Origin of the sequence: Colwellia sp. PAMC 21821, assembly GCF_002077175.1 — a bacterium.
Lineage (GTDB): Bacteria > Pseudomonadota > Gammaproteobacteria > Enterobacterales > Alteromonadaceae > Cognaticolwellia.
The window spans coordinates 2,750,905-2,764,892 of record NZ_CP014943.1 but is presented as its reverse complement, the minus strand read 5'-3'; the positions used below and the strand labels follow the sequence as shown (position 1 = coordinate 2,764,892).

14 protein-coding genes are annotated in these 13,988 nt (G+C 40.2%); 6 read left to right on the top strand and 8 right to left on the bottom strand.

All coding sequences use genetic code 11. The features are described 5' to 3' along the window. Window positions 1-7: 7 nt before the first annotated feature. From modA to A3Q33_RS11790, 4 genes are read left to right on the top strand one after another with little or no spacing between them, the layout of a single operon-like run. Window positions 8-838, top strand: coding sequence for a molybdate ABC transporter substrate-binding protein (gene modA, locus A3Q33_RS11805; protein WP_081180113.1), 831 nt, complete (start codon window positions 8-10; stop codon window positions 836-838). After that, a complete protein-coding gene (gene modB, locus A3Q33_RS11800; RefSeq protein WP_081180112.1) occupies window positions 831-1,526 on the top strand; it encodes a molybdate ABC transporter permease subunit in 696 nt (231 codons plus the stop codon). Before modA ends, modB begins: the two co-directional genes overlap by 8 nt. Then, complete coding sequence (gene modC / locus A3Q33_RS11795; RefSeq protein ID WP_081180111.1) at window positions 1,526-2,758, top strand: molybdenum ABC transporter ATP-binding protein; 1,233 nt, start codon at window positions 1,526-1,528, stop codon at window positions 2,756-2,758. Before modB ends, modC begins: the two co-directional genes overlap by 1 nt. Further along, a complete protein-coding gene (locus A3Q33_RS11790; RefSeq protein ID WP_081180110.1) occupies window positions 2,751-3,497 on the top strand; it encodes a HesA/MoeB/ThiF family protein in 747 nt (248 codons plus the stop codon). The genes modC and A3Q33_RS11790 overlap by 8 nt, the downstream gene beginning before the upstream one ends. Here the strand turns inward: A3Q33_RS11790 and A3Q33_RS11785 are convergent. The 4 genes from A3Q33_RS11785 to rplU all read right to left on the bottom strand — a co-directional run bounded on the left by A3Q33_RS11785 (window position 3,489) and on the right by rplU (window position 5,833). Then, a complete protein-coding gene (locus A3Q33_RS11785; protein ID WP_081180109.1) occupies window positions 3,489-3,809 on the bottom strand; it encodes a hypothetical protein in 321 nt (106 codons plus the stop codon). The two genes, A3Q33_RS11790 and A3Q33_RS11785, sit on opposite strands and share 9 nt — an antisense overlap. Before the next feature lie 109 nt (window positions 3,810-3,918). Continuing rightward, window positions 3,919-5,079, bottom strand: a complete 1,161-nt coding sequence (gene cgtA, locus A3Q33_RS11780) for an Obg family GTPase CgtA (RefSeq protein ID WP_081180108.1) — start codon at window positions 5,077-5,079, stop codon at window positions 3,919-3,921. Between the two features lie 168 nt (window positions 5,080-5,247). Then, on the bottom strand, window positions 5,248-5,505 hold the full coding sequence (gene rpmA, locus A3Q33_RS11775; protein ID WP_081151723.1) for a 50S ribosomal protein L27: 258 nt from the start codon (window positions 5,503-5,505) through the stop codon (window positions 5,248-5,250). A gap of 16 nt (window positions 5,506-5,521) precedes the next feature. Further along, window positions 5,522-5,833: a 50S ribosomal protein L21 gene (rplU, locus tag A3Q33_RS11770; protein ID WP_077285540.1), complete on the bottom strand. Its 312-nt coding sequence runs from the start codon at window positions 5,831-5,833 to the stop codon at window positions 5,522-5,524. Between the two features lie 402 nt (window positions 5,834-6,235). Between rplU and ispB the strand changes: the two genes are divergently transcribed. Continuing rightward, window positions 6,236-7,207, top strand: a complete 972-nt coding sequence (gene ispB, locus A3Q33_RS11765; protein ID WP_081180107.1) for an octaprenyl diphosphate synthase — start codon at window positions 6,236-6,238, stop codon at window positions 7,205-7,207. 171 nt (window positions 7,208-7,378) lie between these two features. Continuing rightward, window positions 7,379-8,467: an aldose epimerase family protein gene (locus tag A3Q33_RS11760; protein ID WP_081180106.1), complete on the top strand. Its 1,089-nt coding sequence runs from the start codon at window positions 7,379-7,381 to the stop codon at window positions 8,465-8,467. 282 nt (window positions 8,468-8,749) lie between these two features. Here the strand turns inward: A3Q33_RS11760 and argR are convergent, their stop codons facing one another. From argR to A3Q33_RS11740, 4 genes are all read right to left on the bottom strand, one after another. Next, window positions 8,750-9,229: a transcriptional regulator ArgR gene (gene argR, locus A3Q33_RS11755; protein WP_081151718.1), complete on the bottom strand. Its 480-nt coding sequence runs from the start codon at window positions 9,227-9,229 to the stop codon at window positions 8,750-8,752. Between the two features lie 101 nt (window positions 9,230-9,330). Then, on the bottom strand, window positions 9,331-10,422 hold the full coding sequence (locus A3Q33_RS11750) for an ACP S-malonyltransferase (RefSeq protein WP_081180105.1): 1,092 nt from the start codon (window positions 10,420-10,422) through the stop codon (window positions 9,331-9,333). Continuing rightward, entirely contained in the window at window positions 10,419-12,623 is a 2,205-nt protein-coding gene (locus A3Q33_RS11745) for a dehydrogenase E1 component subunit alpha/beta (RefSeq protein WP_081180104.1), read from the bottom strand. Before A3Q33_RS11745 ends, A3Q33_RS11750 begins: the two co-directional genes overlap by 4 nt. 134 nt (window positions 12,624-12,757) lie before the next feature. Further along, window positions 12,758-13,951, bottom strand: a complete 1,194-nt coding sequence (locus A3Q33_RS11740) for an acyl-CoA dehydrogenase (RefSeq protein WP_081151714.1) — start codon at window positions 13,949-13,951, stop codon at window positions 12,758-12,760. Between the last annotated feature and the right edge of the window lie 37 nt (window positions 13,952-13,988).

Sequence of the window (13,988 nt, the reverse complement as noted above, 5' to 3'; positions counted from 1 at the left end):
AGTCCTTATGCCCAATTTAATGCTGAAGCACTTACCCAAGTTAGCGCAAATATTCATTGCGCTTACGATTATGTGGCTAGCCTTACAAACTAGCTACGTTTTTGCTGTTGACCAACAAAAGCAAACCAAGCCTTTACGTATTGCTGTAGCGGCTAACTTTGCTCCTGCACTTAAAATATTATTGGCTGACTTACCGAATAAAGATCAGATTAATTATCAAATTATCAGTGCGGCTACGGGTACGCTTTATCAGCAAATAAAACATGGTGCACCGTTTGATTTATTTCTATCCGCTGACTCAGTCCGACCAGAATTACTTGAACAAGAAAAGCTGATAATAAAGCATAGTCGTCAAACTTATGCTTATGGGCAAATTGCTTTATGGTCTGCCACTCAACCATTACAGAGCTTAAATGAGCTTAATCATTATACCGGTAAGTTAGCCATCGCCAATCCCGATACTGCGCCCTATGGCAAAGCGGCCCAGCAAGCCTTGCAACATTTATCGCTATGGCCGAAGTTAAAAAATCAATTAATCACCGGTATAAATATTAGCCAAACCTTTCAACAAGTTCGAAGTCAAGCCGTCCCTTTAGGCATAGTGGCGTATAGTCAATTAGTCATCAATAACTATCAGGGGATAATTATGCCGACGGCATATTATCAACCTATTGCCCAACAGCTAGTGATTGTAAAGTCTAGTCAACAAGTTGAATTAGCCCAACAAGTAAGTGACTTTATACTACAAGTTAGTAGCCAAAAAACATTACAAGCACTGGGCTACTTGCCAGTAAAATCACCACGAGATAACACTCAGGTTAAGGCAAAAAATGACTGATCTTTCAGCTGACTTACTCGCCCTTGTCACCACCTTAAAAATGGCTGCGATTACCACCGTTATCCTCCTATTATTAGGTACGCCGATGGCATGGTATTTAGCTAAATGGCAAAGTCGATTTAAAGTTTTTTTTGAAGCAATTGTCGCTTTACCCTTAGTATTGCCACCTACTGTATTAGGCTTTTATTTACTATTGGCGTTTTCACCGACCTCTTTACCTGGAGAGTTATGGCAAAGTGCTACAGGCAGCCAATTAGCCTTTAGTTTCAGTGCTATTGTTATTGGTTCCGTACTTTATTCCCTACCCTTTGTTGTACAACCATTGCAAAAGGCTTTTGAACAACTTGGCGATCAGCACTTAGAAGCAGCAGCTATGCTTGGCGCAGGTCCGCTAGATAGATTTTTTAGTGTCGTTTTTCCCTTAACTAAGGCCAGCTTCATTACCGCTACCGTATTAGGTTTTGCCCATACCGTAGGTGAATTTGGCGTGGTGCTGATGATTGGCGGTAATATTCCCGGAGAAACAAGAGTTTTATCAATCGCTTTATTCGATCATGTTGAAGCGTTTAACTATGCTAACGCCCATTTGTTGTCAGCAGGCCTACTTATTGCGTCATTATTACTGTTGTCTTTTGTATATCTGCTAGGTAACAATTTTACCAGTAAGCAAAAGGACTTAGCAAAGTGATGAGCGATATGCCTGACGTTAACAACTCAAATCAACAACCTTATATCAAAGCTATAGCCGACAAAAAGTCACTCGCTGAAAACCCTGAGCGAACTATATCTTCAGAATTATCTTTGGCATTTACATTAGCGTTTAATAGTTTTGCAGTGTCCATTGAACAAACGATTAGCATCTCAGGCATTACCGGTATCTATGGCGACTCTGGTTCAGGTAAATCGACCTTACTACGCGTTATTGCCGGCCTTGAACACCGGGCAAATGGCCAACTATCATTAAATGGCGTAGCGTTACAAAACAGCGACAACAAGTGCTTTATTAAAGCTGAAAAAAGACAAATTGGCTTAGTTTTTCAAGACAGTCGTTTATTTCCGCACTTAACGGTTTATGAAAATTTAGCTTATGGCGCTAAGCGGCAAAAAAACCGACAACTAACCATTGATAAAGTACTGACATTAACGCAACTAACCAAACTACAGCATCAAAATGTCACACAGCTTTCCGGTGGTGAAAAACAACGAGTGTCCATTGCTCGAGCATTATTAGCAGAGCCTAAATTACTGTTATTGGATGAACCCTTTAGTGCCTTAGATAAAACCACTAAATCACAGATGTTAACCATTTTAAAAGCTATTCAGCAGCAACTTAAGCTACCCATGCTTTATGTCAGTCACAGTTTAAGTGAATTACAATATATCGCCGATCAATTAGTGATAGTTTCAGCAGGAAAAATGAGTCAATCAGCCCCTATTCACCAAGCTATTCATGACTTAAATAGCCGAGGCGAGACTAGCCCTAAAACGAGTTTATCGTTAACAATCGCTGAGCATTTACCTGATTACGGTCTAACCCGTCTTTCACTGCCTACATTACAGAGCGGTAATCAAAGCAGTAATCACAGCATATATTCACCAATACTTGAACAGACCAGCAACCCGCGCTTAATTGGCCAGCAACTACCCTTTATTATTTATGCACGCGATATTAGTATCAGTACAACAAAGCCTGAACATAGCTCAATTGTAAATCACTTGTCGGCAACTATTAGTGCAATTGACTACAGTAATACCAATGCGTTAATCACGCTAAATGCCGGTGAGCAAAAGTTTTATGCTCAAATCAGTCTGTGGTCAGCAAAACGCATGGCGCTAACCACACATGCAATCGTGTTTATTCAATTCAAAGCAAATGCTGTACATAGTTATCATTATACGGAGCCAACACACCATGCTTAGCAATCAAGAACAATTACGCTTTAGCCGTCAAACTATGTTAAAAGGCTTGGGTGAAGAAGGTCAACAAGCCCTTAAAAATGCCAGCATCTTAATTATTGGTGTTGGTGGTTTAGGTAATCCTGTTAGCCTTTACTTAAATGCCGCAGGGGTTGGCAATATTTATGTTGCTGATGGCGATAGCATTGAAATATCCAACTTACACCGGCAGATACTGTTCAGTGAAACCGATATCGGCCAAAATAAAGCAGATACTAGCGCAGAGAAATTACAGCAACTTAATAGCAGTACCAATATAGAAGTGCTTGATGAAATGCTCGATGAAGAGCTTGCCGATTACTATTTTCCCCTCGTTGACTTAGTACTCGATTGCACTGACAACATAACCACCCGTTATCTTATTAATCAAAAATGTATAGAACATAAGAAACCCCTAGTCATTGGGGCGGCAACAGGTTTTGACGGTCAACATATGTTCGTTAACCCAAACATAGCTGACAGCGCTTGCTATCAATGTTTATTTCCTGCTAATAAAAAAGCGCCCGAAAATAATTGCCAAACCATCGGCATATTAGGCCCCGTATTAGCGATTATTGGTGGCATGCAAGCGTTACAGGCGATTAAGTTTTTAACCGGTTATCCCGTGGCAACAAATCAACTGAATATTTTTGATGGTTTAAATAACTCATGGCAGCAATTCGCTATGAAAAAACAGGCTAAATGCCCTATATGCTCAGTGTAAGTTAGAGGATTTGTCAGGGTTTATTTGATATAGATTGATAGGCTTTACTTGATAGAGTTTGATAGGCGTTACTTGATAGAGTTTGATAGGCGTTACTTGAAAGAGTTTGATAGGCTTTGCTTGATAGAATTTGATAGGCGTTACTTGAAAGAGTTTGATAGGCGTTACTTGAAAGAGTTTGATAGGCTTTGCTTGATAGAATTTGATAGGCGTTACTTGAAAGAGTTTGATAGGCTTTGCTTGATAGAATTTGATAGGCGTTACTTGAAAGAGTTTGATAGGCTTTGCTTGATAGAATTTGATAGATACCACTTGAAAGCTTGGCGGTTTATTATGTAAATAACAAACCGCCTTTTAACACTTTTATTTAGCGCTTAACCGTATGATAAAGGCTTAAATCGAACGCTGGTAGATTACAAATTTACTTACGATATTCAACTTCTACATCGTAATCATCTTCATCCCAGTCTTCATCATCAAGATCGTCTGCCAAGTCTGCAATCGCATCTTCGTGATAAGTATCCCATTTAAATTCAACAGTTTTACCATCAATCGGCGCTTCTTCAACTTCTGGTGGCAAGGCTTCTATAAAGCTCATAACGCCTTGACACAAATCTTCAGTGCCTTTGCGATTAACCGCTGAAATACTGCGAACCTCACCTTCCCACCCTAGGCCTTCAATAATGCGGTCGGTAACTTCTTTCGCTTCTTCTTCAAGTAATAAATCTAACTTGTTGAATACTAACCAGCGTGGCTTTCCTGCCAGTGCTGCAGAATGTGTTTCTAGTTCACCTGCAATGGTTCTTGCATTTTCTAACGGATCAGAGCCGTCAACCGGTAAAACATCAACCACATGCAATAAGATACGACAACGTTCTAAGTGTTTTAGAAACTGTGTACCTAAACCAGCACCGTCAGCTGCACCTTCAATCAAACCTGGGATATCAGCAATAACAAAACTACGTTGAGCATCTAAACGCACAACACCTAAATTAGGCACTAAGGTAGTAAACGGGTAGTCTGCTACTTTGGGTTTCGCTGCCGAAACACTGCGAATTAAGGTCGATTTACCTGCGTTTGGCAAACCAAGTAAGCCAACATCAGCGAGTAACAACAATTCAAGTCTTAAATTGCGTATTTCGCCTGGCGTTCCATCAGTTTTCTGACGTGGAGCCCTGTTAGTACTACTTTTAAAGCGTGTATTGCCTAAGCCATGCCAACCGCCTTTTGCGACCAATAGTGTTTGATCGTGTTGAGTCAAATCACCTAATTGCTCGCCGGTATCAATATCAGCAGCACGAGTACCTACAGGTACTTTTAAGTAAAGATCTTCTGAACCTTTACCCGTACAATCTCGGCTTCGGCCATTTTCACCACGTTTCGCGCGATGAAATCTTTCAAAACGATAATCGATTAGTGTATTCCAGCTTTCATCAGCAATTAAGTAAACGTCGCCACCATCACCGCCGTCACCGCCGTTTGGACCGCCGAACTCAATATACTTTTCTTTACGAAAACTAACTAAACCATTACCACCGTCGCCGGCTTCTACGCGAATTTCTACTTCATCTACGAATTTCATGGTGTTTTAAAACACTCCAAAATTTTATTTTCTGCTACATATTATAAATGATTTATTTCAATTTGGATTGAACAATGTCATTTTTTATACAATTTGTAACGGATTACTATAAATTACCTGCAAAAAAAAACCCTGCGTAACAGCAGGGTTTTATAAGTTTGCGTATTACTACTCAGCAATGATGCTTACAAACTTGCGGTTTTTAGGACCTTTAACTTCAAATTGTACTTTACCATCAGATAAAGCAAATAGAGTGTGGTCTTTACCGATACCCATGTTGCTACCAGCGTGGAAACGAGTACCACGTTGACGAACAATAATGTTACCCGCTAAAACAGCTTCGCCGCCAAAACGTTTAACACCTAGGCGTTTAGCTTCTGAATCACGACCGTTACGTGTACTACCCGCAGCTTTCTTATGTGCCATTGTAAATCGCTCCTAATTAGCCGTTAATGCCAGTAATTTTCACTTCAGTGAACCATTGACGATGGCCCGCTTCTTTGCGTGAATGCTTACGACGTTTAAATTTAACAATTTTAACTTTGTCAGCGCGACCTTGGTTTACAACCTCAGCCACAACTTTACCACCAGCAATGTAAGGCGCGCCTACATTGATGCTCTCGCCATCGGCGATCATTAAAACGTTTTCGAATTCTACTGCAGCACCAATTTCAAGTTCAATTTTCTCTAAACGAACTGTTTGGCCTTCAGTTACACGATGCTGTTTACCACCGCTTTGGAATACCGCGTACATAGCTACTCCGTACTGCGTCATCATCTATGGACGACGCTTAAATTTAAAATTATAGGGCGCGAATTCTACGCGAAGAAATCGGTTAGAGCAAGCATAAAAGTAATGATTTATTATTATTTTTACTAAAGTAAAAACTTCTTGCTCACAAAACTTCTATCGTCATGAATTTCGTGTAAAATTACCCCGTGAAATTACTAGTATTCTAACACTAAATACTAATTGAATTAAGTAAATGAACCGTTATAAACGAGAATAAATATTTAAGAGCGCATGTTTATTGTTCCAAACTAAACATAAAGTGCCTGCAAGCACCGCAAATATGGGATATTTAGGTCGCCTTAAAATGTTCGATTATTTATTTCACTTGGTATAATGCTCAATTAAGGTAACTTGTTACGCTCTATGAATATAAAAAATATCCAAGCTTTGGCTCAACAAGACATGACCGCTGTCAACGATCTTATCTTTTCGAAACTTCATTCCGACGTTGCGCTAATCAATCAATTAGGTGTTTATATTGTTAATGGTGGCGGTAAGCGTATGCGCCCATTGCTCACCGTATTAGCAGCAAGAGCTATTGGTTATAAAGGTGAAGAGCATTTACAACTCGCGGCAATTGTAGAGTTTATCCATACTTCAACTCTTTTACATGACGATGTTGTTGACGAATCGAATATGCGCCGCGGTCGTGAAACAGCGAATGCGATGTTCGGTAATAGTGCTAGCGTATTAGTTGGTGATTTTTTGTATTCTCGTTCATTTCAAATGATGAGTGAGTTAAGCAACTTAAGAATCATGGATATTTTATCCGATGCAACCAATATTATTGCTGAAGGTGAAGTGCTGCAATTGATGAATTGTAATGATCCTGACACCACAGAAGATAGCTACATGAAAGTTATCTACTGCAAAACCGCAAAATTATTTGAAGCAGCAACGCGACTAGCGGCTGTTATCGCTAAGCAAGATGATGCTACAGAATTAGCGATGCTGAATTACGGTAAACACTTAGGTACTGCTTTTCAGTTAGTTGACGATATTATGGACTATACTGCTGACGCACAAGAAATGGGCAAAAATGTTGGTGACGACCTCGCTGAAGGTAAGCCGACCTTGCCACTTTTGTATGCGATGAAACACGGTACTGACCAACAAAAAGCCTTAATTCGCGACGCCATTGAACATGGCAATGGTATGGACCACCTCGATGACATACTCGCCGCCATGAAACAAACGGGCTCTTTAGTTTATACCCAGAAAAAGGCCGAGCAAGAAGCCGATAAGGCAATAAATGCCATTGCAATGCTACCTGAGTCTGAGCATAAACAAGCTTTGATTTCACTGGCGCATATTGCGGCTAATCGTAGTCACTAACCACAGCCACAAATCGCAATCCCTCGATTAAAAATCAACAGTTGGTGCTTTAGCTAACTGTTGTCATTTTATATTCGAATTTCACCTGTTCTTGCTAACATTCTTTACTATACAATGTCTTAAGCTCCTTGCTAGTATAGACTTTCTATTTTTTATGAGTGTCATCCATATATGCCAACGGTTCCCTACATTAGCAGCCCAAAGATCACTCAGTGCGATTTTGGCAAATTACGCAGTGGTGAAAAAGCACAACTTTTCACTTTAGAAAATAGTCATGGCGTGCAAGTTAAAATCAGTAATTATGGCGGTATTATTGTTGCGCTTGAAACAGTAGATAAACACGGAAATTCAAGCGATATAGTGCTGGGCTACGACAATATTGAATCATATGAAAATGATCCTTATTATTTGGGCGCTATTATTGGTCGTTATGCTGGGCGTATTGATCAAGGGCAATTGTCTATTGACGACAAATACTATCAACTGGAGATGAATAATAGTGACAACCAACTGCACGGTGGCTTTAAAGCGTTAAACAAGCAACTTTGGCAGGCATCCACCGAAAGTTCGGATGAAAATGCAAGTTTATTACTGCATCACACTAGCCCTGATGGTGATAACGGTTTTCCCGGAAATGTTGATTTTAAAGTAAAATATAGCCTAAACAATAATAATGAATTGACCGTAGAATATTTTGCCAGCACTGATAAAACCACGATAATTAACCTCACTCAGCATAGTTACTTTAATCTCGCAGGACACAATTCAGGTGATATCTACCAGCATCAAATCCAACTAAGCGCTGAGTATTTTTTACCGATGAATGAACGCATTTATCCAACAGGTGAAATTAGAGCAGTGCTAAAGAGCGCGCACGACTTCAGCCAATTGACTGTTTTAGGCAAAAACATCAACTCAGATGACGAACAAGTGCTTATCGCTAAAGGATACGACAATTATTGGTTAACGAATGATAATGCTATCAGTGGCGAAGTATTTGCGGCTAGAGCATTTGAACCAAGCTCTGGGCGTGAATTAACGATGTATAGCGACCAACCTTGCTTGATTTTATATACCGCTAATTATATTGATGGTAGCCAAACAGGTAAAGAAAACTGCGTATATCAAAAACACTCCGGTTTTTGTTTTGAACCACAAAGGTTAGCTAACCGTGATACCGGTGCCGATATAAAAAATACAATACTTCGACCAGACCAACCTTTTTATAGTCAAACGCGCTTTGTATTTAAAGCTCGATAACTGAAGAACTAAAGCAAAAATAATCATCGACCATACTTTAGCTAAAAGTGGCAAGCATTTGATAGAAGCAAGATAAACCCATGAAAATCAGGGTTTATCTCTAAAACACTTTATTATGTTCAATACATCATAAAATCAATATGGTGGGAGAAACCCCAACCTAAAAACTTTTCAGTTAGATTTAGTTCTCAAAGCTTGAGGCTTAAAATTTAAAACCATTTACCTAAAATTGCAGTAAATAAATAGCGGTTAAACCGTTAATGTTAAACCGTTAATATTAAACTATGATGATGAAACACCTAATAACAAACTGATATCTTTGGTTATTTCATCTATACGATCAACATTGGTTGGTGCGATAAATATAGTATCGTCACCCGCTAAGGTGCCTAAAATACCGGTCGACTCACCCAAGCTGTCTAACATTCTTGAAATTAATGGCGCGCCACCAATACCTGTTTTTAAAATAATCTGCATATTATTATGTTTTACACTGATCACCACAGATTGAATAGCTTGCTTTGATTTTGGTACGGCTAACTCATCAGGCAAGATATATACGACTTGATCACTGGCATTGCGCATTTTTACCGCGCCCAGTTTAGACAACAAGCGTGAAATCTTCGCCTGCGACATATTCTTAAAGCCTTGCTCAGCTAGGGCTTCAGCAAGTTGACTTTGTGAGCCATAGCATTGTTCTTTTAGTAATGCTTTAAACGCAAGTATTAATTCTGCTTCATTTTTTTTACGGCTTGTGGTCATTATTTAACTCAAAACGAAAATATCTTATGCCTATTGTATAAAATAAATATTTTTTCAGCTATTTTATTTTATACTCGAATGCTAATTTTGTTCTTCAAAGCCTATAATACGACACTTTTACGTTGTTCAGCTAATCCCATCGCGAGTATATAAGGTGCTTGTTTTTGCTGAGCTATAAAATCAGCTTTACTGGTTAAATTTAGCCAGTCATGACTAATCAAGCTCTGTGCCACTGCCCCACCTAAAGTCGCACCTGGACCCAAAATAATAAGCTTGTCTGGGGCAAACTCTTTTATGGCTACCTCTATAGCTTTAGAGAAGTTATAAGGCTCTACTACTTGTGTACTTAGCGTATAGTAATGTAATTGCTCAACATCGCAGCTATAAGGTTGCCAAATTTTTCCTAAGCCATCGATTAATGGTATTTCAGGGGCATTAAACAATTCTGCTGACATCAGTGCCATCGCTCGCTTTGAAACATCATGCAGCAGCGGTGTATGAAAAGCCGCATGGTTAAATAAATTCATCGGGTAACGTTCCTGCACCACTGGCAGTAGAGCCTCTAACGCTTTTAAGCCCGCTTTGTTACCACCAAAAACAAGATAACCACCTAAATTAATTGAGATATAAACTTCACAATCACTTGGCTGATTTGCCTGTGTTAACCATTGCATCACCTTTTGTTCTTGCTCTTGGTCAATTTTCCATTCATCGTTAATGATGGGGTAAATCATTTGTCCACCAATAACACCGTTTGTCATCATCGAACCCATGGTATTAATTAGCTCAATAGCCTGTTTTGGCTTTAAAGCGCCAGCAACGGCTAAGGCGATATACCAACCCATAGAGTTGCCAGTAACCGCGACAATGTCAAACTCGTCTTTATTAATCGCTTGGTAATCTGATAACGCACAAGCATAAATAAGTGCGGAAGCATTTTCGCCGGCAGTGTGAGTGCGCATGCTGTAATTTTCCATGCCATCAAGTTCAGCAACTTTTATTTGTCCTTTGCTGTCACGAAAATCATCAATTAGAGAAACTATTTCGGTTTTATCGCTATGCAAACGCTGCAAATATCCTAGTTCTTCTTTATTGTAAGTCCCTCGTCCAGGGCAAATAACTACCGCTCTTTGCTTTTTATTACTCATTACTTTTACGGGCGCTTTATCGGTATTTTTTATTGACGAACTCATTGGCAAATCTCCTTCGCAGCATCGACAATATTATCAACCGATGGTAATACCTCATAGGCTGCAGCACCAAGGGGAATGAAACTGTCACTGGCGGTAACGCGTTTTATTTTAGGACATTTACTTGTTTGCTCATGAATTAAAGTCACTAGGGCTTCACTAATTGAGCCAGTTTGACGACATTCATCAACAATCAGCACATGCTGACAATCTTTTACTTGCGCCAAAATGCCTTGCTCATCTAACGGTGCTAGCCAACGTAAATCAACAACTCGCGCATCAATGCCCTGCTCGGCTAATTTAGCTTGGGCCTGGCGCGATAAGTAATTACCATTGCCGTAGGTTAAAATACACAATTGTTTGCCAGAACCGGCAACCTTAACGCCTAAATCGATACTGCTGTCTGTCAACGTCGGAGGTTGATATTCAAAGGTCCACAACCCATCACCTTCTTGATGTAAATCTTTCGCCATGTACAAAGCTATTGGTTCTAAAAATATCACCATACGTTGCTGCTCTTGCGCTAAGCGCACACTGGCTCGCATCATTTCAACCGCGTCAGCACCATTTGACGGACACGCAATAATTAAACCTGGAATATCACGAAAAACGGCAAAAGAGTTATCGTTATGGAAATGGCCACCAAAGCCTTTTTGATAAGCTAAGCCAGCAATACGAATCACCATAGGGTTAGTAAATTGCCCATTTGAGAAAAATGGTAATGTTGCTGCTTCGCCCCGAATTTGATCTTCAGCGTTGTGTACATAAGCTAGAAATTGAATTTCAGGTATCGGTAAAAAGCCGTTATGCGCTAAGCCGATGGCAGTACCTAAAATAGTTTGCTCATCTAATAAAGTATTAATCACCCGGCTTTTGCCAAAACGTTCGCATAATTTTGCCGTTACGTTATAAACACCGCCTTTTTTGCCAATATCTTCACCACACATCACAATATTGGGGTATTCAGCCATCAAATCCATTAATGCCCAATTAATCAATTTTGCTAAATGTTGTTTTTTAGGGAGATTGTGTTTTTCATGTTTGAATATTTCTGAACGGGCTTCATCGCTAACCACCAAAGAACTACGTGCTTTTTGCACATTAGGTATAATGCTAGCCATGACTGCATCAGCGCTGGTCAGCTTAGCTTTACTAGCGGCATTGTCAGCAATAACAGCAATGCGCTTTTCTACATTTTGGTAAATTTCAATCAGCTGTTCAGCCGTTAAAATTTCGTTTTCTAAAATAATACGCGCGGTATGTAACAGTGGGTCTTGAAACTCTGTTGCCGTAATGTCGGCCATATCACGATAAACAAACTCAGCGTCAGAGCCAGCGTGCCCCAAAATACGCACGGTGCGGATATGCAAAAATACCGGTTTACGCAATTCTCGAGCAATACGTTCAGCTTCTTTTGCGGTTTTGTAAGTATCTAAAATATTCAAGCCATCACAATAAAGATAAGTTAATCCGGCTCTATTTTCATAGTTGGCGGCAATCCAGCCTTCCGGTGTAGCTGTTGAAATACCAATACCATTATCTTCACAGACAAACACAATGGGCATAGGAATCGACTGATAAGCGGCCCAAGCTGTGCTGTTTATCGCCCCTTGCGTGGTGGAATGATTCGAGGAAGCATCACCAAAATTACAAATAATAACGCCATCGTCTGGGATCTCACCTTTATGCGCTAAACGTTTTGCTAACGGAATGCTATAAGCCGCGCCCATCGCTTTAGGTAAATGCGACGCTATGGTACTTGTTTGCGGTGGAATTGAGAGCGCTTTACTTCCCAGTACTTTATGACGCCCACCCGAAATAGGATCATCTTTTGAGGCCGCAAATGACAACAGCATGTCATATAAAATCGTTTGTCCTGGCACTTGCTTACTACGCTGTATAACAAACGCGCCACTACGATAATGTAAAAATGCCATATCTGTTGGACGAAAAGCTTTGGCATAAGCCGCATTACCCTCATGACCAGAGCTACCAATGGTATAAAAGCTTTGGCCTTTTTTCTGCATCACCCGTGATTGCAAATCAAGGTGTCGACTCATCACTTGCGTTTCAAATAGATCAATGACATCAGCTGAACTGAGTCCAACAGCTTCAGGAGTTAAAGTGCAAGTTGAGTCAGGCAAGGTTTGGGCGCGAACAAAGTTGATAAAGTTTTCTTTCACCAACTGATTACGATCAGACATGATATCTCCACGGAATATTTTTATTATTGTGCTTAAGATTTATACCACTTTGATTAATGCGACTTAGGAACAAAAAACATTAAATAATGGGTAAATAAAAGGCGTATCAAATACGCCTTATCTGTGTAATATTTTTAGTAGAATGCTTGCAAACCGGTTTGTGCTCTACCGAGTATCAAGGCATGCACATCATGCGTACCCTCATAGGTATTTACCGCTTCAAGATTCATCATATGGCGAATAATATGAAACTCATCAGCAATACCGTTACCACCATGCATATCGCGGGCAGTTCGAGCAATTTCTAATGCTTTACCACATGAATTACGTTTAATCAGCGATATGGCTTCTGGCGCTAATTGGTCCGAATCCATTAAGCGACCCACTTGCAAACAAGCCAATAACCCGGTGGTAATATCGGTTTGCATATCGGCTAATTTTTTCTGAATTAACTGTGTTGCCGCCAAAGGACGACCAAATTGTTCACGGTCAAGGGTGTATTGACGCGCACCATGCCAACAAAACTCAGCCGCACCTAAAGCGCCCCAGGCAATGCCGTAGCGTGCTTTATTCAAACAACCAAATGGACCTGATAACCCTTTAACATTCGGCAATAAGTTTTCGCTTGGCACAAAAACGTTATCCATCACGATTTCACCGGTAATTGATGCACGTAATGAAAATTTACCTTCAATTTTTGGTGCGCTTAACCCTTCCATGCCTTTTTCTAAAACAAAGCCACGAATTACGCCATCAAGTTTGCCCCAAACCACAAAAATATCGGCCACGGGTGAGTTCGTGATCCACATTTTATTACCTGTCATGCGAAAACCACCCTCTACCGCTTTGGCATGAGTCGTCATACTGGCAGGATCTGAACCTGAATTTGGCTCAGTTAAGCCAAAACAACCAATGTATTCGCCAGACGCTAATTTAGGTAAATATTTCATCCGTTGCTCTTCACTGCCATAAGCATAAATCGGATGCATAACTAACGACGACTGCACACTCATCGCGCTGCGATAGCCACTATCAACGCGCTCCACTTCACGAGCAACTAAGCCGTAAGTAACATAATTCACGCCAGCACAGCCATATTTTTCAGGCAATGTTGCGCCTAATAAGCCCAGTGCACCTAGCTCGCGCATAATTTCAACATCGAATACTTCATTGCGATTGGCCATTAATATTCTTGGCATGAGTTTTTCTTGGCAATATTGATGCGCACTGTCACGGATCATTCGCTCCTCTTCAGACAATAAAGATTCCAATAAAAGTGGATCTTGCCATTTAAACGAAGGACGGTTTGCACTGTTTGAATTAGACATGAAATTACCTGTTAAGCTGAAAAATAATTAAGTGCAA